The sequence below is a fragment of the Amycolatopsis sp. SB7-3 genome (assembly GCF_041021335.1).
Classification (GTDB): Bacteria; Actinomycetota; Actinomycetes; order Mycobacteriales; family Pseudonocardiaceae; genus Amycolatopsis; species Amycolatopsis japonica.
Map to the genome: position 1 here is coordinate 562,735 of NZ_JBFPJQ010000001.1, position 19,018 is coordinate 581,752.

Sequence of the window (19,018 nt, forward strand, 5' to 3'; positions counted from 1 at the left end):
TCGTGCGCACCGACGACGCGGAGTTCGATCGGCTCGTCGAGCCGCTGCGGCGCGAGCTGCACGCCCACTGCTATCGCCTGCTGGGCTCGGCCCACGACGCCGACGACGCCCTGCAGGACGCGCTTCTGCGGGCCTGGCGGGGGATGGAGCGGTTCGAGGGCCGGAGCTCGATGCGCACCTGGCTCTACACGATCGCCACCCGCACCTGCCTCGACATCGCGGCGGCACGCGGGAAACGGGCGCTGCCGATGGACCTCGGCCCGTCGAGCGAGCGAGTCGTGCTCGAACACGCCCCGCTGACCGAGGTGGCGTGGCTCGGCCCGTACCCCGACGGCCCGGAGACCCGGTACGAGCGGCGTGAGGCCATCGAGCTCGCGTTCGTCGCCGCGCTGCAGCACCTGCCGGGCAACCAGCGCGCCGCTCTGGTGCTCTTCGACGTCCTCGGTTTCTCGGCCGCCGAAATCGCGTCCATAATGGACACTTCGGTGGCAGCGGTGAACAGCGCTCTGCAACGCGCGCGGGCGATCGTGGCGGAAAGGGTCCCGCCGCCCGGCGGTCGGCCCGACGACACCCGGACGCGCGAGATCGCCGCGGGTTTCGCCTCCGCGCTGGAGCGTGGTGACGCCGACGCGCTCGTGGCGCTGCTGACGGAGGACGTCACCTGGTCCATGCCGCCGCTCGCGCAGTGGTACAGCGGTATCGAGGCGGTCGCCGGCTTCGCCACCGAGGTCCCGCTCGGCCGGTGCCCGAGCTGGCACACCGAGATCGTCACCGCCAACGGGCAGCCCGCCGTCGCCTGCTACCTCGGCGAATCGGCGGACGCCGTGCACACCCCGTGGTCGATCACCGTGCTGTCCCTTCGTGACGATCGGATCCGCGACATCACCTCGTTCCTCGACGCGGACCTGTTCGCACGGTTCGGCCTTCCCCCGACGAAGGCTTGAGCGTGCGCAAGAAGGTGTTGCGGGGACATCACGCTCACCACCGCGGACGGGCTGAGCCTGGCAAGCTGGTACTTCCCGGTCGCCGACGCGAAAGCGGCCGTACTGGTCGCGCCGGGCAACGCCGGGAACCGGTCGTTTCGCGCGCCGCTGGCCCGCGCGCTGACCGCGCGCGGGCTCTCGGTGCTGCTCCTGGACTATCGCGGATACGGGGGCAATCCCGGCGAGCCGTCCGAGGACGGGCTCGCGCTGGACGTCCGCGCCGCACAGGACTTCCTGACACGCGAGGCCGGAACGCCGCTGATCTACTTCGGCGAGAGCCTCGGCTCGGCGGTCGTCACCGAATTGGCCACCGAACGTCCGCCGTCCGCGCTCGTGTTGCGTTCGCCGTTCGTCGACCTCGCGTCGGTCGGACAACGGCATTACCCGTTCCTGCCGGTCCGCTGGCTGCTGCGGGACGAGTTCCCGACGACGGACGCCGTCGCCCGTGTGAAGGCGCCGGTGACCGTCGTGTTCGGCGCCGAGGATTCGATCGTCCCCGCCGAGCAGAGCCGGGAGGTGGCCCAGGCCGCCGGTGCCAGGACGATCGAAGTCCCCGGCGCGGATCACAACGACCCGGTGTTCTCCGACGGGCCGGAGCTGATCGACGCCATCGCGGGCGCGATCCGCTGACAGCTCAGGCTCGCTGCGTACGACGGCGCAGCGACAACGAGTGGCCGGGATTGAGTTTGCGACCGAGGCGGTCGGCCTTCGGCCACCGGACGTCCGTCGCCCAGCCCGCTTTCTCGAACAGCCAGATCAGCCGTGCGGAGATGTCGAGCTGGCCGCGGCGGACGCCGTGCCGGGCGCCGGTCGGGTCGGCGTGGTGCGAGTTGTGCCAGGACTCGCCCATCGAGGCGATGGCGAGCGGCCAGAAGTTGGCGGACTTGTCGCGGGCGGCGAACGGGCGGTCGCCGATCAGATGGCACAGCGAGTTCACCGACCAGGTGACGTGGTGCAGCAGCGCCACCCGGACGAGACTCGCCCAGAAGAAGGCGGTGACCGCGCCCCACCAGGACAAGGTGATCACACCGCCGAGGACGGCCGGCGCGAGCAAGGTCGCGACGGTCAGCAGCGGGAACAGGCGATCGATCCGGGCGATGTCACGGTCGGTGAGCAGATCCGGGGCGAACCGTTGAGCGTTGGTCTTCTCACGTTCGAACAGCCAGCCCATATGGGCGTGCCAGAAGCCGCGAGCCAGCGCGGCCGGGGTGGTGCCGAAGCGCCAGGGGGAATGCGGGTCACCCTCGCGGTCGGCGAAGGCGTGATGCCGCCGGTGGTCGGCCACCCAGCCGATGACCGGGCCCTGCATGGCCATGCTGCCCGCGACCGCGAGGGCGATCCGCAGGCCGCGATTGGCCTTGAAGGCGCCATGTGTGAAATAGCGGTGGAATCCGATGGTCACGCCGAGGCCGGTGAGGAAGTAGAACCCGGCGGCGAGGCCGAGGTCCACCCAGCCGAGGCCCCAGCCCCACGCGAAGGGGACGGAGGCGGCCAGTGCCACCAGGGGCACCACCGCGAACAGCTTGACGAGAAGGTTTTCGGTGCGGGACTGCTCTCCCGACAGGAGGGGTTGCGGCGCCTGCCGCTCTTCACTGTCCGGGGGTCTGAGAACTGAGGTCATGTCGCCGTTTCTTGTCGATGGCCGAGGCATGTGCCGGCTGCTGGAGCCTGAGGCACGACGCGGCGCACGAAGGCATGCCCGCGACGAATTCTGCGCGAGCGTGCTGGACGACACGACACCCAAAACGTTGGACTTGTCAGCTCAACGAACGACGTCGGCCGATGGTTCCGGTGCGGGGTAAGAAGGTTCGCGAAAAAGATCCATGTATCGCTCGCCCTGGGGGATGGCCGGCTCGTGGGGCTCGTCCTGAGCTGCGAGCGGGTGACTGAACAGCGCACTGTCCGTGCTGTGAGTTTTGACGGTGAAACCTTTCGAGGGGGACCGCTACTTCGCGGTCTTCGGCGAGGCCGGGGACGATTTCCGCCCGCCTCGCGGCGTCACGCCGATGGCGTCGCCACCACTTACGGTACACGCCCCGGGGCCGAAACCCCAGGGCGTCCGCCCCGATCAGCCGGTCATCGTCACATTGAGGGCGGCCACGACGCTTCGCTCTTCGTAGGCGAAATGCGCTTCGAGCTTGCTCGCGAGGGCGTCGAACTCGTCACGCAAACGTGCCGGATCACTCTCGCCGTGCACGTAACCCTCCACGAGGTCACGGATCCGCTCCTGCGTCGCCGCGACGACGACGTGATCTTCCCCGAGCTTCGTCAACGCCGGCGCGAGCGCGGGAAACCGTTGTGCCAGAATGGGAAACGCGCCCATGTCCTCGCCGGTGTGATGTTTGGTCAGCGCCTCGCAGAACGAAACACAGTGCGCCTTCAAGGATTTCTCCATGACGAGCGCGTCGGCGCGGCCCGCCACGATGTCCTCCACCCCGGCGCGCAGAGACTTGAGCTCCTCCCGCAACCACTTGTGGACCTCCACCAGGAAATCGCCCATCCCCCGCACCCGGTCGTCGATCCGGTGCAGAATCACGACAGGCAGCTCGCGCGTCGTTTTCGCTTGGTACTCGGCGAATCCCGGCTCTTCGGCGACGACCTTCGCGAACAGCGCGTCACGTTCCGCGGCGGGCGGGATGGACGCGATGGCCTCGTAAGTCTCGGTCTCCGTCTCGATCGTGACCCGATGGTCACGCCGGATGTTGTGGTACCAGCCCGGATGCGCCGGCGCGCCCATGTTCGAAGCGACGACGACGGTCTTGTCGTCGATTTCGAGATACGCCAACGGATTCGTCCGCCGCTCACCGGTCTTGGCGCCGGTGGTGGTGAGCAGGATCAGCTTCCAGCCCTCGAGCGTGCCGCCCTTGCCCTGCCTGAATTCTTCGATCACCTGGTCGTTGAAGCTCACTGTGTTCCTTTCCCATCGCCGTGTCGACAGGAGGGCGCGGAACCGTCACCGGAGGAGCACACATGGGCCCGATATTCGGGCGCACCGCATGGAGGCGTCATCCCACGACGTGGGGATGAGTGATTGTGCGAGACGGCATGTGCCGATCTCCAGTGGCCGAGTAGCCGCTACCTCCATGCGTAGGCCCATACGGGGCTCAGCGACGACGTTAGCACGGGTCCCAGACGCCGCGCACCTACCTTGCCCCTCTCCCCGCCGCATTTAGTCGACTAATTGCAACCACCCACGCCCTCCGCATTACCTTTAGGCGCCCTACATCTTTCGATATAGTCTGAACATGCGATAGCACAGGTGTTCGAATCGGCGTAGCATTGATCTTGTGTCCAGCGACGATGCATCCCCGAAGACGTCCACCGAGTGGTGGCGCGTCGATACGGCGACGCTGCATGCACGTAAACAGGAACTCGAAGTTCTTAAGCGCCAACTGGACGCCGAGCAGAACGCGATCCTCGCCGAGATCAACTCGCGCGGGATTCGGGGCTGCAGCGGTCATTCGACGCTGGCTGGGCTGATACTCGAAGACTTCTTGGTGTCGGACAAGGAAGCCGCCGCCCGCGCCGACCGGGTCCTGGCCCTGCATCCCGGCCCCGCTATCGGCGGGGATCCCGAACCACCGTTGGCGCCGTTGACGGCTGAGGCTGCTGCGGAGGGCGCGATCGGTGGTGGCCAGATCGACGCGATCATCAAGACTCTCGCCCGGATCCCGTCCAGTGTTCCTGAGGACGATGTGCGGGCCGGGGAGAAGATCCTCGTCGAACTGGCCAGACATGCGGGGCCACGGCAAATCGCCCGCGCCGGACGCCGCCTGCTGGACGAACTCGACCCCGACGGCAAAGAACCCCGCAACGAGGACCCGAAAGACACCCGCCCGGAGCTACGGTTCGTCAAGCACCGCGACGGCACCCTCGGCCTCAAGGCGAGACTGGACCTGGAAACCTACGCCCGCCTGAAGTCCGACCTGGATCCGATGGCCAAACCCCACAAAGCCATCGACGGAGTCCGAGACTCCCGCAGCCAGGACGAACGCTACGGGGACGCCTTCACCGACTACGTGAGACTGAAAACCACCAGCCGGAATCTTCCCGGCCAGGCCGGGGAAGCCACCCACATCCTCATCACCATGTCCTATGACGACCTGATCCGGGACGTCGGCGAGGCCCACCTCGACCTCGTCGGACCGATCAGCGCCACCGACGCCCGCATCCTCGCCTGCGACGCCCGCGTCCGACCCGGAGTCCTCGGCACCGCAGGCGAACCCCTCGACATCGGCCGCTCCAAACGAACTGTGTCGTTGGCGCAGAAATACGCACTCACCCTCCGCGACGGAGGCTGCGCCTTCCCCGGCTGCGACATGCCCGTCCCGCGCTGCACCGCCCACCACATTGTTTTCTGGCGGCATCACGGCGAAACGAAAATCGACAACCTCGTCCTGCTCTGCACCAAACACCACCGGCTGATCCACCGCAGCGAATGGAAAGTGCAGATCGCCCAAGACGGACTACCCGAATTCACCCCACCCGCCTACCTCGACCCGACCGGAACACCAAGGAGAAACACCATGCACCTCAGGACATAGGCCGCCCCGTGAAGCTTCCGAGACCGAACAACCGGCCGCGATCGCCCCTGCCCACCGATGGGTCCAGGCCCTCCTAATCCAACGCCAACCCCTCGACCTGAAGCCGGGCAACCACGGCCTCGGCCGTAAACGCCCGTATACCAAGCCTTGCTGGTCCGCCGCGATGTTGAGCCACCTCAGACCGGCGCGCTGGCGGCAGCGAGCTCCGCGAGCCGGGGTGACCGCACCGCAAGCCGGTGGTTCACCCCACCTCGTCCAGCACAGCCCGGATCACGTGCCGCGCGTTCCCCGCCATGGCCTCGTTGGTCGTGCGGTAGTACGGCAGTGCGATCAGCGCCTGCGAAAGCGTCCGGGCGCGGCCGCGGCTCCAGGTCGCGTCGTCCACGTCCAGTGCCTCCCGGAACACGTCTCTCGCGTCGGCGGGCAACAGGTTCCACGCCGGGAACAGGTCGCAGGCCGGATCGCCCACACCCATACAGCCGAAGTCGATCACCGCGGAAAGGCGGCCACCATCCACCAGCAGATTGCCCGGCATCAGATCGGCGTGCAGCCACACCGGTGGTTCCTCCCACGCGGGGATCAGCAAAGCCTCCTCCCAAAGCGCAAGGAGGGCGTCGCAGTCGACGTTCTCTTCCGGAATCGTGCGGAGGCTTTCGATCGCCGACCGGGTCTCCGCGTCCAACGTCGCGAGCGGTCCGCCGCGGTGCGCGAGGGAAGGCGTGGGTACCGGCGGGACACGGCGCATCGCCAGCACGAATTCCGCCAGGTCTTCGGCCAGCGGCACGGGCGAGCGGAGTACTTCCGGGCGCGGGTTTTCGCCCGGCAGCCAGCGGTAAACCGACCACGGCCACGGGTATCCGTCGGCGGGCGCTCCTGCCCCGAGCACCTCCGGGATCGGCGTGGGCAGCCGCGGTGCGATCCGGGGCAACCACTTCTGTTCCAGTGCGACGTCCTTCGCGCCGCTCTTGGTCAGGGGCAACCGCACGACCAGGTCGTCGCCCAGCCGGAACATGGCGTTGACCGTGCCACCGGAGGGCCAGCGTTCGATCGCCCGCCCGGCCCACCCGGGGAACTGTGCCGCGATCAGCTTTCGTACGAGGTTCTCGTCGACCACGACCGCCATCCAACCACCGCCGGGGCATCATCGAGACATGCCGATCCTCGCCGGTCCCGAGCCGCTCACTCCGGAGGCCACCATCCGCCCGGCCCGCACGGGCGAGGAGGACGTCGTCCTCGATCTCCTCACCGAAGCCGCGGCCTGGCTGGCCGCGCGCGGGCTTCACCAATGGCCGCAACGCTTTCCCGTGGATTCGGTGCGGCATCAGATCCGGGCGAGTGAGGCACTGCTGATCGTCGGACCCGGCGGGCCGATCGCGACCTGTGCGGTGTCCGAGGCGGATCCCGAACTCTGGGGCGAAACCACGGAACCGGCCTACTATCTGGGCCGCCTCGCGGTGGCGCGGAAAGCGGCCGGGCTCGGGATCCGCATCGTCGATTGGGTCGGCGAGAAGGCCGCGGATCACCACAAGACCTTCGTCCGGGTGGCGACCACGAGGGACAACCCCGCCTTGCGCGGGTACTACGAGCGCGCGGGATTCGAGCACGTCGCGGACCCACCTGAAGCGAAATGGCCCACCAGCCTCTACGAAAAGCGGGTGACCCAGTCACCGCAAGCCGAGAACCTCCGGCCGTGAAGCGTATTTCCGCCAATGCTGTCCCGGATCCGGAACCAAGCGCCGCGATTCGAGATCCAGCAGTCCGGAGACACTTTCCACCTCGGCCACGACGGCACCGTCCGGCGCCACGAACTCCTGGACGACCCGGGACACCTTGCCCGGCTCCCAGACGAACCGGGTCAGCACGTCGATCCGCGCGCGGGCGCGAAGCTCGCGGCGGAACCGGATCGTCGTTTCGAGGTTGACCGGGCCGAGGTTCCCTGCCTTCAAAGCCAACGGGTCCACCCCGGCCGCCCACACGCATTCCCAGCGGGCGTGATCGGCGTACGCGAGGTAGGCGGGGCCGCGGACGTGGCCGTTGAGGTCGAGATCGTCCGTACGGATGTCGATGGTGACGCGGAAAGGTTCGAGCACTTCCCGATCCTCGCCTCTACGGGCCGCCTCGGTCTGGAACGTTTCGGCCAGTCCAGGACCGCACGAGCGCGCCGGGCGAAGCGCCCGACAGACGGCGGCATTCCCGCCCGAGATGGGACTGATCCGCGTAGCCCACATCGGCGGCGACGTCGGCGAGCGACGCGTGGTCGCGCGCCACGGCCTCGACCCGCTTCAGGAACCCGTGGAAGCGCAGCACCCGCTGCAACTCCTTGGGGCCGACGCCGACGTCGTGCCGGACATGCCGCCGGAGACCGCGCTCGCTCACACCCAGCCGAGCCGCCACTCGATCGGTGCGGGCGCCGGGCACGCTCAACGCGCGAGCGGCCGCGATCGACAACCCGTCCACCTCGACGTCCCGGAGCCTCTCGGCGACCAACGCCTCCAACACCGCCCGCGCCCCGCCGGGCGTCCCGCATCCGGCCAACTCGGACTCCGCACGACGAGCCCGGGCGGCCCACAGGTCACGCAACGGGGTGGCGTCCGCGGGCAGCTCCGTCATCGGCAGGCCCAGCACCGCACCACCGACGCCGCACCGCAGGCGGAGCCCGGCGGTCCACACCGCCGAAGGCAGCTCGTGCCGCAGCACCCCGCGCACCGTGGTGACCGCGGCCAGCACCGTCCCGTCCCACACGAGATCGACACAGCCGTCCGGGAACACCCTCAGCGGACGACGGCAGCCCACCAACCCCGTCCAGACGCTCTCGACGACGCCGGCCACCGCCGCGACCGGCCTGCTTTCGCGGTACACCGAACGACCCGACCGTCGACGCAGCGGAACACCCACGTCCGGCAGTATGCCCCCGGCCACCGACAAGATGCGCTTCACTTGATCTTGCTGAAGACTTGCCGTCGTGCTGCTGCCGGTGCTCGACCCGTCTCCCGCCGAGTGGATCTCCCCCAGGCTCGGTGGGGCGTTCGGCGCGGCGGGCCGCACGGTTCCGCGTGGCTACGCCGCGTACGCGCGTGTCTGCCATCCCGCCGAGCGTGATCGCGGCGGCTGGGCGAGCTGGCGTGAGGCAGCGGCCGAGACGGGACGCCGGGCCCATGCCGCCATGCAGTGGCACGCGCTCGTCGGCTCCCCGGATCCGGTGAATCTCACCGGCTCGCTCTGGCGGGGCTCCCCGCCGGACCGCGGCTCGCTGCCGTCACACAGCCTCACCGCGCTGCTGGCCGTGCTCGGCCGGCACACGAGCACACTGAACGGCTGGTTCTGCCTTTGGGAGGGCTACGGCTGGGCCGACGAGGCGACGCTGTCGCGCGAACACCTCGCCGCGCCTCGCCTGCGCCATCCCGGCCGGGATTACCTGCTGTTCCACGGACCGCTGACGGCCGCGACCGAACTCGGCTGGCGGCCCCGGCCGAACTGGTTCGAGGCGCAGTCGCCCAACCTGTTCTGGCCGGACGACCGCGCGTGGTGCGTCGCCACCGAGGTCGACTTCGATTCGACCCTCGTCGCGGGTGACGAGGCCCTGATCGACGCGCTGCTGGACGCGCCGGGCCTGGAGGCCTGGCGGATCGAGTCCGACACCTCGCTCGCGGCCGACGCGGACCGGATCAACCAGCTGCCGTGAAGGTCAGCGCTCTTCGATCGAGTCGACCTTCGTCGGGTAGAACGCCACGTGGTCCTTGATCTCGGCGACCGCGTCGTGCGGCGCTTCGTAGGTCCAGACGGCGTTCTCGGCGAGGCCGTCGCCGGTGCGGATGCTGTAGTACGACGCGTCGCCCTTGAACGGGCAGTACGTCGAGTGGTCCGTCCGCTCCAGCAGGTCGAAGTCGACGTCGGCACGCGGGATGTACTGCGCGGGCGGGTAGTTCGCCTCCCGCAGGGTGAGCGCGTTCGCGCTGTCCGCCACGACCTTGCCGCCGATCGTGACGACCACTCGCGCCTCGTTCGGCGCCACCGTGATCGGGTGGTCCGCGCTGGGCTTCAACACCTTTTTGTCAGACATACGGGGCACAGCGACGCCGAACGCGCGGATATTCCCGTCAGGGCAGGTAGTACATCGGATTCGGCAGCTTGACCGGGAATTCGGCGTAGCCGCCTTCGAGGTCGCTGAACTGGTCGCCGAAGTTGGCCAGGATGGTCGCCCCGGTCGACGCGATGTGCTTCCGCGTGCCCGCCTTGTACTGGACGGTGGTGCAGGTCAGCCCGCACGGCAGGTAGTCCGGCGCGGTGGTCTTCGGCTTGAAGAACGCCCCCGCCGGTGCCGGGTAGCCCTCGTTCGCGAGGTTCTTGAGCGACTGCGGGCCCTGGAACTCGTTGCGCCCGGTCAGGAAGTAGATCTTCACGCCGCGCTGCGCGGCCCAGTTCGCCAGCTCCAGCACCGGCTTGTTCGCGACGAACGTGCCCTTGTCGATCGCTTCCTGCTGCTTCTTCGGGTCGAAGCCGAAGTCGTTGTCCGCTTCCCAGCCGTAGGTGACCTCGGCGGTGTCGTCGACGTCGAACACGACGGCGGGGTTCTTCACGCCGCGGTCCAGCCGCCGCGTGAGATAGCGCTTGGCGTCCTCGACCTGCCGCTTGGTGTCGGAGACGAACCGGCTGCCCTCGGAGTACCCGTGCTTGCCGTCGCTGCCGACGACATCGCCGTAGTAGGCCTTCACGTCGAGTTTGACCTGGCCGATGTTCGCGGGTTCGTGACCGCGCCGCCAGGTGGCGTCGTCGGTGTTCGCGACGGCGGTGGCGCCGCCCGCGAGGACGGCTCCGGCGGCCGCGGCGGCGGCCAGTTTCAGCAGACCGGTGAACCGGCTCATGGAAGTGCTCCTCACGTCAGCTGTGCGCGGCAAAGGAACGCTACTCCAGAACGACCGATTCTGGTCAGAACCAAAGTAGCTTCTTCACCTCCGCGAGGTTTCAGCTTGCGCCGCAAGGCATCCGGGTCTATGTCGAGACCTCGGACGAGGATTTCCAATCGACCGATATCATGTTTTTTCAGCAGTACACGAAGATTCTTCTCGCTGTACGGTCCGTGCTCGAACACCCGGAACGCCCGGATTCCCGGCGGCGGAGTGTCGCCGGTCAGGTACGCGATGCGTTCGTCGAGCTGCCACAAACCGTGCCGTGCGGCGTAATGCCGCACGAGTCCGGCACGGACGACGGCACCGTCGGGATCGACGATCCATTCGCCCGGCTCGCGCACGGGGATCTCGTCGGGATCGGCGTCGGTGACCGTCCACTGTGCACCGTCCGAACGCAACACCGTCGCGCGGCGCGACACCGTCGAACCCACGCCGCGCCACAGGCACGCCTCGCGGACCTGACCGTCCAGAGAGACCAATTCGACCTCGTCCGCCCAGGGCGCGATGGAGAAATCGAGACCCGGCGCGCATTTCACCGAGAGTTCGCGGCCTGGATACGCCTCGACCAGACCGTCCAGCGGTGGCAGGAAATCGGCGGGCTTCCACGCCCGGCGTCCGGCGGAGTCACGACGAGCCGGGTCGGCGACGACGACCGAAGACCGGCTGACCGGCCGCAGCGCGTCGGCCCGGAGCAACGCGGGCGAAACCCCGGCCTCGACGGCATTGTGCCGCGCCATCGCCAGCCGGACCTCGTCCAGATCCGAACCCAGCGCCTTCGAAGCGACACGGGCGATCTCGACCAGGTCCGCGCCGACCGAACACGTCACGTCGTGGACGTCGCGGCCGGCGAGCCGCGAAGCCCGGTGTCGGGCCACCAGTGTGGCGCTGGCCTGCTGAAGGGCGTCGCCGGTGAACAGCCACGAACCCGCGGAGTCCAGTTTGGCCGACGACTTCCGCCGCAGCACCACCGTTTCCAGCACCGCGGCCGCGTGGTCCGGGGCGATCCGGCGCACGGCGGCGACGTCGGCGATGCGGGTCTTGTCGGTCAGCGGCAAGGACGAGCATTCGGCGAGCGCCGCGCTTCCCGCGCCGGAGCGCAGGAAGGCGACGTCATCGAGGGTGAAGTGGTACGGCAACCTACGAGCGCTTGGTACCGGTGATCATCACGTTGTAGAACAGCTCGCGCGGCAGCACCTTGGCGAGCAGCTTCTTGTCCAATGCGGACAGCCGCAGCCACAGCCGGTACGCGAACAGGCGCCAGCGCAGAGTGAGCTTCTCCTGCGGCACGGCGGCCTCGAAGGTCCGGATCGGCCAGCCCGCCAGCGCCGCGGCGAACTCCTCGGTGACCGCACGGACGTCCTGCGCGCCCGCGCCGCGGGCCATCGACTCGAGTTCGGACGGGTCGAAGGTGTGGATGTCGACCACGGCCTCCAGCGCGGCCGCGCGGGAGGACTCGTCGAGTTCCTCCTGCGGACGGCGCCAGCCGTTCAGCACCGGGATCTTGGTCAGGTTGGTGGTGAGGTACCACGTGATCTGGCCGAGTTTGCGCGCGTAGAAGTCGCCGACCTTCGTCGGCTCGCCCGCGAAGACGAACCGGCCGCCCGGCTTCAGCACCCGCAGCACCTCGGCGAACGCCGCGCGGACGTCCGGGATGTGGTGCAGCACCGCGTGCCCGACGACCAGGTCGAAACTGTTGTCCTCGTACGGGATCCGCTCCGCGTCGGCGACCCGGCCGTCGACGTCGAGGCCGAGGTTCTCGGCGTTGCGCAGCGCGACCTGCACCATGCCCGGCGAGAGGTCGGTGACCGAACCCTTCTTGATCACCCCGCCCTGCATCAGATTCAGCAGGAAGAAACCGGTGCCGCTGCCCAGTTCCATCGCGGTCGGGTACGGCTGGCCGTCTTCACCGGCGACGGCGTTGAACACGTCCGTCGCGTAGGAGATGCAGCGCTCGTCGTAGGAGATGGACCACTTCTCGTCGTAGGTCCCGGCTTCCCAGTCGTGGTAGAGCACGTTGGCGAGCTTGGGGTCGTCGAAGGCGGCCTTGACCTCTTCGGCGGTGGCGTGCGGATTCGGCGCCGGGTCGTTCACCTGGGTCATCGCGTCACTTCCCCTCGAAGGTGGCCTTGCCGGGGCCGTTTTCGATGAACGACTTCATGCCGTTGCGCTGGTCCTCGGTCGCCCAGAGCGCGGCGAAGAGGTGGGATTCGAGCTTGAGGCCGCTCGCGAGGTCGGTGTCGAGACCGCCGTCGATGGCGGCCTTCGCGGCGCGAAGCGCGACAGCCGGGCCGTTCGCGAACTGCGAGGCCCACTTGTGCGCGGCGGCGTAGACGTCGTCCGGCGCCACGACCTCGTCGAGGATGCCCAGCGCGAGGGCCTCTTCGGCCTTCACGAACCGGCCGGTGAACACGAGGTCCTTGGTCTTGCTCGGGCCGATGAGCCGCGCGAGGCGCTGTGTGCCGCCGGCGCCGGGGATGACGCCGAGCTGGATCTCGGGCTGCCCGACCTTGACGTTGTCGCCGGCGATCCGGCGGTCGGCGGTCAGCGCGAGTTCGAGGCCGCCGCCCAGCGCGTAGCCGGTGATGGCCGCGACGACCGGCTTCGGGATGTTCGCGATGGTGGCCAGCGACGCCGTCAGCGCGGCGCCGAACTTCGCGATCTCGGGGTACGTGCGCTCGGCCATCTCCTTGATGTCCGCGCCACCCGCGAAGGTCTTCTCACCGCCGTAGAGGATCACGGCGCGCACGTCGTCGCGCTCGGAAGCCTCACGGGCCGCCTCGGCCAGCTCGGCCTGCACCTGGTTGTTCAGCGCGTTGACCGGCGGGCGGTCCAGCCGGATCGTGCCGACCCCGCCTTCGACCTCGAGACTTACGAACTCTCCCACGCCGTCCTCCTTAACCGTCCAAGACAGATTGCAGGCTACCGGTCAGTACGACCCGTCAGCGGCGACGGGCGAAGAAGCGATCACCGGACCGTTCGAGCAGCAGGTCCTGATCGAACGTCTTGGACAGGTTGTCGCTGGTCACGACGTCGTCCACGAGTCCGGACGCGACCGCGCGGCCGTCGCGCAGCAGCAACGCGTGGGTGAACCCCGGCGGGATTTCTTCCACGTGATGGGTGACGAGCACCATGGCGGGCGCCTCCGGGTCGAGGGCCAGCTCCGAAAGCCGGGCGACGAGGTCCTCGCGGCCGCCGAGGTCGAGCCCCGCGGCGGGCTCGTCGAGCAGCAGCATCTCCGGATCGGTCATCAGCGAACGCGCGATCAGGGTCCGCTTGCGCTCGCCCTCCGACAGCGTGCCGAAGGTGCGCTCGGCCAGGTGCGCGATGCCGAGCGCGCCCAGGAGCTCGAGTGCGCGGTCGGTGTCGAGGCTGTCGTATTCCTCACGCCAGCGGCCGACGACGGCGTACCCGGCGCTCACCACGACGTCGACGACGCGCTCCTCACCCGGCACACGCTGGGCGATCGCGGCCGAGGTGAACCCGATCCGCGGGCGCAGCTCGAAGATGTTGACCTTGCCGATCCGGTCGCCGAGCAGGTCGACCGTTCCCGAGGTCGGGTGGAGTTCGGCCGCGGCCAGCCGGAGCAGGGTGGTCTTGCCCGCGCCGTTCGGGCCGAGCACCACCCAGCGCTCGTCCAGTTCCACGGTCCAATCGAGGTCGGCGAGGAGGTCGTTGCCTGTTCGGCGGACCCCGACACCGGTCATCCTCACCACGAGGTCGTCAAGTTCGCTGGGCTGGATCGGCTCGCTCACGCGCCCATTGTGTCCGCACTCGCGCGCGTGTGTGCACCGGGCCGCCGGTCGGGGGAAAGCGGCTGGTCCAGGGAGTGGGACGACGCGCCCCGGACGCGGCCGCTGTGGCAGCATCGAGCGCGTGATCAGGTCCGTGTCCGCCGCCTTCCCCGTCATCGGGGGCTCGTTCTGGCGCCGCCGGGCCATCGACCTGCTCCTCGTCGCCTCGTGCGGGTGTACCACCGCGCGACACGGCTGAGTCCCCGCTCTTCCGACGGCACCCCGTGTCGCGCCGCGTTCGGCCCCGCTTTCCGAGCCCGCGAACCCTCACGAGGAGCGTCACCGTGACCACGTCCATCACCCCGCGCCAGGACTTCGAGATCCATCCGCAGCTGGTCGACCCGCTGCTGCCGGAACTGCTGCACCCCGACCGTCTGCTGTGGACACCGCGGGAACTGGCCGACCTGACCTCCACCGTCGCCACCGAACTGACCTCGGGCCTGCGCGGCCTGCTGCGCTTCGACGCCGACCACCGCTGGTGGGCGCGTCTCGCGCTGACCGACGGCGTCGAACTGTGGTTGCTGTCCTGGCTGCCCGGCCAGCAGACCAAACCGCACGACCACGGCGGCGCGTCCGGCTCGTTCACCGTGCTGCAGGGCGAACTCGGCGAGGAGTACCGCTACCCCGGCGGCCCGGTCCGGCGCCGCACGCACGTCGCGGGCGAGGGCATCGGCTTCGGCGCGGGCCGCGCGCACCAGGTGACCGGTATCGGCACCGAGCCCGCCGCCAGCGTCCACGCCTACTCGCCGCCGCTGGTCGCGACCCGCGAATACGCCACGCTCGCCGACGTCCCCGCCGAGATCCCCTCGCTGGCCCCGATACTGGGCCGATGAGCGCCATCGACACACTGCTGGCCACCGCCCGGGCCGGACTGGACCGGGCGGCGCCCGAGCAGGCGCTGCGGCTGCAGCGCGACGGTGCCCTGATCGTGGACATCCGCCCGCACGTCAACCGGCTCGAAGAGGGTGAGATCCCGGACTCGGTGGTCGTCGAGCGGATCCACCTCGAATGGCGGCTCGCGCCGGACAGCGAATGGCGGCTGCCGCAGGTGAACCCGGATTCGACGGTGATCGTCGTGTGCAACGAGGGGTACTCGTCGAGTCTCGCCGCCGCGGATCTGCAGCGGCTCGGCCTGCCGGGCGCGACCGATCTCGAAGGCGGGTTCCGCGCCTGGCGTTCGGCCGGCCTGCCGATCCGGGAAGGCGGTACGCCCGCCGTTCCCTAGCGGCGGACCGCGAGCCGCGCGATCGAGTCCGGGGAGAGCGGGAGCGCGGCGTGGATCCCGGCGCCGCGCGTCGGCCTGGGGTTGACCAGCACTCCCGTCGCCGCGTCGCGACCGGCGGCGGCGAGCACGACCTCGCGGCCGGTCCGGTGCCGGATCCGGGCCCAGCCCGCTCCGGTGACCGCGCGGTACTCGGCCAGCAGCCGTTCGTCGGTGAAGACGCAGAGCCACTCGCCGTGCGCGCCGAGGCGGGCCGGGATCGGCGCGCCAGCCTCGTCCGCCGGGCCGCATACCGTGCCGTCGAGGAACATCCGCATCACCGACGGCACGGGCTCGCTGGGATTTCGCTCCCGCTCGGGACGGACGTTCTCGGCTATCCATCGCGAAGCGAGCCTGAAATCCTCACCGGTGAGGTCCTCCTGGAAGCCGTCCAGGCTGTTCTTGACGCTCCCCAGGAAGTCGTAGAACCGCCTGGTGCAGGTCCGCTCGGAGACGGCGACCCGGCCGCGGCCGACCATCGTCCGGATCCGGCCGACCATGCCCGCCCCGCCGTTCACCGGGTCCACGCCGAGGTTGTACGCGGTCCAGACGATCTCGGGCATGAGCGGGTCGGCGAACCGCTCGAGAACGCGGTTCAGCCGCAGCAGGACGATTTCGCGCACCCGGCCCGGCTCGGCGTCCTCGGCGATCCCCCAGATTTCCCGCAGTTCCGGCCCCAGCGCACGGCGCAGGCCGTCCTGCCGGATACCGGCGCGGGCGTGGACATGGTGCAGCCGGTCCTTGGCCCTGCGCGATGTTTTCGTTTCCTTCGCCGAAGCCACCATTCCTCCGCGATTCGCGATCGGCCCGGCAAAGTCTATTTCACCGGGCCGTTCCGCATTGTTCGGCGGAAATCGAGAATCGGAGGTTTCTTTTGTTCGGTACCGGCCTAAGCGTGGACGACTCGGGCCAGTTCCGCGGGCGTGGCCAGCAGACGGTGTTTCGGCAGCACGCGGACGGTGTAACCGATCGACCCCGGATGCGGCAGTTTCAGCCGCGCCGAGAACGCGCCGATACCGTCGCCCGACATCGGGACCGCGACGGGGTCGCTCAATTCGTCCCCGTCGCCCACCTTCCCGACGACGGCCTGGACGTCCACTTCGGACGGTTCCAGGCCGGCGAGGTCGATCCGCGCCCGGATGGTCACCTCGGTGCCGGTGACCATCGGCGCGGAATCCTCGACGAGCAGTTCGGTGTCGAAGATCCGCACCCGTGGCCAGGAAACGTCCAGTTTCGTCCGGTAGTCGGCCAGCGACAACGCGCCGCGGTAGCCGTCACCCGTGGCTTCGGCGACCATCCGAGAGGCGGGCAGGTAACCCGATTCGACGTACTCCCGCACCATCCGCGAAGCCTGCACACGCGGTCCGAGGGTCTCCAGCGTGTGCCACACCATCGACAGCCAGCCGCCGGGCACGCCGTCGGCACCGCGGTCGTAGAACAGCGGCGCGATCTGGTGGCCCAGCAGGTCGTAGAGCGCCGCGGCCTCCAGTTCGTCGCGGCGCAGCGGGTCGGTGACGCCGTCCGCGGTCGGGATCGCCCAGCCATTGCTGCCGTCGTAGCACTCGTCCCACCAGCCGTCGCGGATGGACAGGTTGAGACCGCCGTTGAGCGCGGATTTCATCCCCGACGTGCCGCACGCCTCCAGCTGCCGCACCGGCGTGTTCAGCCAGACGTCGCAGCCGCGGTAGAGGTAACGCGCCATGGACATGTCGTAGTCCGGCAGGAAGACGATGCGGCGCCGGACCTCGGGATCGTCGACGAACCGGACGATCTGCTGGATCAGCTGCTTGCCGCCCTCGTCGGCCGGATGCGATTTGCCCGCGACGACGAGCTGGATCGGGCGCCGCTTGTCCAGCAGCAGCGCGCGCAGGCGATCCGGGTCGCGCAGCATCAGCGTGAGCCGTTTGTACGTCGGCACGCGCCGCGCGAAACCGACGGTCAGCACGTCCGGGTCGAAGACCGTGTCGGTCCACCCGAGTTCGAGCGCGGACGCCCCACGCTGCATCCACGCGGCCCGCACCCGGCGACGCACCTCCGCGACCAGCTTCTCGCGCAGCTCCCGCCGGAGCGCCCACAGCTGCTCGTCGGTGACGCCGTCCCGCAACGGCTTGCCCGGTGCCCCGTCGAGGCCCAGCTCCTCGTGGTCGCGCCCGAGCAGCGCGCTCAGCTCGCGGGCCACCCAGGTCGGCCCGTGGACGCCGTTGGTGACCGACGAGACGGGCACCTCGTCGAAGTCGAACCCGGGCCACAGCCGGGAGAACATCCGCCGCGAGACGCGGCCGTGCAGGGCCGAGACGCCGTTCGCGCGCTGGGCCAGCCGCAAGCCCATATGCGCCATGTTGAACAGGCCGGGGTTGTCCTCCGCGCCGAGGGCGAGCACGCGGCGCGGGTCGACGTCCGGGACCAGCCTGCCGTCGGTGAAGTACCGCTGGACCAGGTCGACGGGGAACCGGTCGATCCCGGCGCTGACCGGCGTATGCGTGGTGAACACGGTGCCGGCACGGACGGCGGGCAGCGCCTCGTCGAACGCGAGGCCGTCGGCCTGGATGATCTCGCGGGCCCGCTCCAGCCCGAGGAATCCGGCGTGGCCTTCGTTGGTGTGGAACACCTTCGGCTGCGGATGCCCGGTCAGCTCGCAGTAGCGCCGCACCGCGCGGAAGCCGCCGATCCCGGACAGGATCTCCTGCCGGATGCGGTGGTCGGCGTCGCCGCCGTACAGCCGGTCGGTGACCGCGCGCAGGTCTTCGTCGTTCGCCTCGGTGTCGGTGTCGAGCAGCAGCAGCGGGATCCGGCCGACGCGGGCCTTCCAGATCTGCGCGTGCAGCGTGCGCCCGGCGGGCATCGCGACGTCGACCAGCACCGGTTCGCCGCCGTCGGTCAGCAGTTCCAGCGGGAAGGCGTTGGGGTCGATCACCGGGTAGTGCTCGACCTGCCAGCCGTCGAGGGACAGCGCCTGCCGGAAGTACCCGGCGCGGTAGAGCAGCCCGACGCCGACCATCGGCACGCCGAGGTCCGACGCCGCCTTGAGGTGGTCCCCGGCGAGCACGCCGAGGCCGCCGGAGTAGTTCGGCAGCGCCTCGGTGACGCCGAACTCCATCGAGAAGTACGCGACGGCCGGCGGGAGATCGGGATCGTCCTGCTTCTGATACCAGCGCGGCTCGGCGAGATACCGGTCCAGATCCGCGACCGCCTCGCGCGCGTGGGCGAGGAACGCGTCGTCCACGGCGAGTTCGTCGAGCCGGGCGGGCGGCAGGGCGGTGAGCATCCGCAGCGGATCGCGAACGCGGTTGAACAGCTCCGCGTCCATCGACGCGAACAGGTCGCGGGTGGGTGGATGCCAGGTCCAGCGCAGATTCGTGGCGAGGTCACCGAGGCCGGAAAGCGACTCCGGCAGGCTCGCGCGGACGGTGAACCGGCGGACTGCTCTCATGAGGAGCGACCATATCGGCAGGGCCCCCGCCCCGCTCAAGACCCACTTCGGGGATTACCTGCACGCGGGCCATAAGCGCTGGGTAGGGTCCGTGCTTGCCGG

20 protein-coding genes are annotated in these 19,018 nt (G+C 69.4%); 7 read left to right on the forward strand and 13 right to left on the reverse strand.

The window, feature by feature from the left end; translation table 11 throughout:
* Positions 1-2: 2 nt before the first annotated feature.
* Together AB8M46_RS02645 and AB8M46_RS02650 are read left to right on the forward strand one after the other, a co-directional pair.
* Positions 3-944 (forward strand): sigma-70 family RNA polymerase sigma factor, encoded by a 942-nt coding sequence (locus AB8M46_RS02645; protein WP_394359451.1) that lies wholly within the window; start codon positions 3-5, stop codon positions 942-944.
* 57 nt (positions 945-1,001) lie between these two features.
* Complete coding sequence (locus tag AB8M46_RS02650; RefSeq protein ID WP_394360833.1) at positions 1,002-1,613, forward strand: alpha/beta hydrolase; 612 nt, start codon at positions 1,002-1,004, stop codon at positions 1,611-1,613.
* A gap of 4 nt (positions 1,614-1,617) precedes the next feature.
* On the opposite strand, the gene AB8M46_RS02655 is transcribed toward AB8M46_RS02650, so the two are convergent.
* Both AB8M46_RS02655 and AB8M46_RS02660 read right to left on the reverse strand, forming a co-directional pair.
* Positions 1,618-2,604, reverse strand: a complete 987-nt coding sequence (locus AB8M46_RS02655) for an acyl-CoA desaturase (RefSeq protein WP_394359452.1) — start codon at positions 2,602-2,604, stop codon at positions 1,618-1,620.
* A gap of 447 nt (positions 2,605-3,051) precedes the next feature.
* Positions 3,052-3,891 carry a nitroreductase/quinone reductase family protein gene (locus AB8M46_RS02660; RefSeq protein WP_394359453.1) on the reverse strand — a complete coding sequence of 280 codons (840 nt, stop codon included), beginning with the start codon at positions 3,889-3,891 and terminating at the stop codon, positions 3,052-3,054.
* 379 nt (positions 3,892-4,270) lie between these two features.
* Between AB8M46_RS02660 and AB8M46_RS02665 the strand changes: the two genes are divergently transcribed.
* On the forward strand, positions 4,271-5,527 hold the full coding sequence (locus AB8M46_RS02665; protein WP_394359454.1) for a DUF222 domain-containing protein: 1,257 nt from the start codon (positions 4,271-4,273) through the stop codon (positions 5,525-5,527).
* A gap of 241 nt (positions 5,528-5,768) precedes the next feature.
* Here the strand turns inward: AB8M46_RS02665 and AB8M46_RS02670 are convergent, their stop codons facing one another.
* A complete protein-coding gene (locus AB8M46_RS02670; RefSeq protein WP_394359455.1) occupies positions 5,769-6,650 on the reverse strand; it encodes an aminoglycoside phosphotransferase family protein in 882 nt (293 codons plus the stop codon).
* Between the two features lie 28 nt (positions 6,651-6,678).
* On the opposite strand from AB8M46_RS02670, the gene AB8M46_RS02675 reads away from it, so the two are divergent.
* Positions 6,679-7,221 carry a GNAT family N-acetyltransferase gene (locus AB8M46_RS02675; protein WP_394359456.1) on the forward strand — a complete coding sequence of 181 codons (543 nt, stop codon included), beginning with the start codon at positions 6,679-6,681 and terminating at the stop codon, positions 7,219-7,221.
* Here the strand turns inward: AB8M46_RS02675 and AB8M46_RS02680 are convergent.
* Together AB8M46_RS02680 and AB8M46_RS02685 are read right to left on the reverse strand one after the other, a co-directional pair.
* Positions 7,192-7,617, reverse strand: a complete 426-nt coding sequence (locus AB8M46_RS02680; RefSeq protein WP_394359457.1) for an acyl-CoA thioesterase — start codon at positions 7,615-7,617, stop codon at positions 7,192-7,194. The two genes, AB8M46_RS02675 and AB8M46_RS02680, sit on opposite strands and share 30 nt — an antisense overlap.
* Positions 7,618-7,633: 16 nt before the next feature.
* Complete coding sequence (locus AB8M46_RS02685; RefSeq protein ID WP_394359458.1) at positions 7,634-8,422, reverse strand: helix-turn-helix domain-containing protein; 789 nt, start codon at positions 8,420-8,422, stop codon at positions 7,634-7,636.
* 67 nt (positions 8,423-8,489) lie between these two features.
* Between AB8M46_RS02685 and AB8M46_RS02690 the strand changes: the two genes are divergently transcribed.
* A complete protein-coding gene (locus tag AB8M46_RS02690; protein WP_394359459.1) occupies positions 8,490-9,209 on the forward strand; it encodes a hypothetical protein in 720 nt (239 codons plus the stop codon).
* A 3-nt stretch (positions 9,210-9,212) separates the two neighbouring features.
* Here the strand turns inward: AB8M46_RS02690 and AB8M46_RS02695 are convergent, their stop codons facing one another.
* The 6 genes from AB8M46_RS02695 to AB8M46_RS02720 are packed head-to-tail and all read right to left on the reverse strand — an operon-like array spanning position 9,213 to position 14,186.
* The gene (locus AB8M46_RS02695) at positions 9,213-9,587 is read right to left on the reverse strand and encodes a DUF427 domain-containing protein (protein WP_038509252.1); all 375 of its coding nucleotides are present in this window, start codon (positions 9,585-9,587) and stop codon (positions 9,213-9,215) included.
* A 37-nt stretch (positions 9,588-9,624) separates the two neighbouring features.
* On the reverse strand, positions 9,625-10,389 hold the full coding sequence (locus AB8M46_RS02700; protein WP_038509251.1) for an HAD family acid phosphatase: 765 nt from the start codon (positions 10,387-10,389) through the stop codon (positions 9,625-9,627).
* A gap of 11 nt (positions 10,390-10,400) precedes the next feature.
* A complete protein-coding gene (locus AB8M46_RS02705; protein ID WP_394359460.1) occupies positions 10,401-11,570 on the reverse strand; it encodes a class I SAM-dependent methyltransferase in 1,170 nt (389 codons plus the stop codon).
* A gap of 1 nt (position 11,571) precedes the next feature.
* Positions 11,572-12,534, reverse strand: coding sequence for a class I SAM-dependent methyltransferase (locus AB8M46_RS02710; RefSeq protein WP_037341794.1), 963 nt, complete (start codon positions 12,532-12,534; stop codon positions 11,572-11,574).
* Between the two features lie 4 nt (positions 12,535-12,538).
* Positions 12,539-13,318, reverse strand: a complete 780-nt coding sequence (locus AB8M46_RS02715) for an enoyl-CoA hydratase/isomerase family protein (protein ID WP_005167845.1) — start codon at positions 13,316-13,318, stop codon at positions 12,539-12,541.
* A 55-nt stretch (positions 13,319-13,373) separates the two neighbouring features.
* Positions 13,374-14,186 carry an ABC transporter ATP-binding protein gene (locus AB8M46_RS02720; protein WP_037341789.1) on the reverse strand — a complete coding sequence of 271 codons (813 nt, stop codon included), beginning with the start codon at positions 14,184-14,186 and terminating at the stop codon, positions 13,374-13,376.
* Positions 14,187-14,509: 323 nt separating this feature from the next.
* Here AB8M46_RS02720 and AB8M46_RS02725 point away from each other — a divergent pair, with 323 nt between their 5' ends.
* Together AB8M46_RS02725 and AB8M46_RS02730 are read left to right on the forward strand one after the other, a co-directional pair.
* Positions 14,510-15,058 carry a cysteine dioxygenase family protein gene (locus tag AB8M46_RS02725; protein WP_037341786.1) on the forward strand — a complete coding sequence of 183 codons (549 nt, stop codon included), beginning with the start codon at positions 14,510-14,512 and terminating at the stop codon, positions 15,056-15,058.
* Complete coding sequence (locus AB8M46_RS02730) at positions 15,055-15,450, forward strand: rhodanese-like domain-containing protein (RefSeq protein ID WP_350594070.1); 396 nt, start codon at positions 15,055-15,057, stop codon at positions 15,448-15,450. The genes AB8M46_RS02725 and AB8M46_RS02730 overlap by 4 nt, the downstream gene beginning before the upstream one ends.
* On the opposite strand, the gene AB8M46_RS02735 is transcribed toward AB8M46_RS02730, so the two are convergent.
* Both AB8M46_RS02735 and glgP read right to left on the reverse strand, forming a co-directional pair.
* Positions 15,447-16,271 carry a hypothetical protein gene (locus tag AB8M46_RS02735; protein WP_037341782.1) on the reverse strand — a complete coding sequence of 275 codons (825 nt, stop codon included), beginning with the start codon at positions 16,269-16,271 and terminating at the stop codon, positions 15,447-15,449. The genes AB8M46_RS02730 and AB8M46_RS02735 overlap by 4 nt on opposite strands.
* Positions 16,272-16,375: 104 nt before the next feature.
* Positions 16,376-18,916 (reverse strand): alpha-glucan family phosphorylase, encoded by a 2,541-nt coding sequence (gene glgP / locus AB8M46_RS02740; RefSeq protein WP_394359461.1) that lies wholly within the window; start codon positions 18,914-18,916, stop codon positions 16,376-16,378.
* Positions 18,917-19,018 lie beyond the last annotated feature (102 nt).

What these genes read in the sequence shown, in the direction of transcription:
- AB8M46_RS02655 (WP_394359452.1), bottom strand. Translation starts at nt 2,604, where the DNA reads ATGACCTCAGTTCTCAGACCCCCGGACAGTGAAGAGCGGCAGGCGCCG.
- AB8M46_RS02670 (WP_394359455.1), bottom strand. Translation starts at nt 6,650, where the DNA reads ATGGCGGTCGTGGTCGACGAGAACCTCGTACGAAAGCTGATCGCGGCA.
- AB8M46_RS02675 (WP_394359456.1), top strand. Translation starts at nt 6,679, where the DNA reads ATGCCGATCCTCGCCGGTCCCGAGCCGCTCACTCCGGAGGCCACCATC.
- AB8M46_RS02695 (WP_038509252.1), bottom strand. Translation starts at nt 9,587, where the DNA reads ATGTCTGACAAAAAGGTGTTGAAGCCCAGCGCGGACCACCCGATCACG.
- AB8M46_RS02700 (WP_038509251.1), bottom strand. Translation starts at nt 10,389, where the DNA reads ATGAGCCGGTTCACCGGTCTGCTGAAACTGGCCGCCGCCGCGGCCGCC.
- AB8M46_RS02710 (WP_037341794.1), bottom strand. Translation starts at nt 12,534, where the DNA reads ATGACCCAGGTGAACGACCCGGCGCCGAATCCGCACGCCACCGCCGAA.
- AB8M46_RS02730 (WP_350594070.1), top strand. Translation starts at nt 15,055, where the DNA reads ATGAGCGCCATCGACACACTGCTGGCCACCGCCCGGGCCGGACTGGAC.
- AB8M46_RS02735 (WP_037341782.1), bottom strand. Translation starts at nt 16,271, where the DNA reads ATGGTGGCTTCGGCGAAGGAAACGAAAACATCGCGCAGGGCCAAGGAC.
- glgP (WP_394359461.1), bottom strand. Translation starts at nt 18,916, where the DNA reads ATGAGAGCAGTCCGCCGGTTCACCGTCCGCGCGAGCCTGCCGGAGTCG.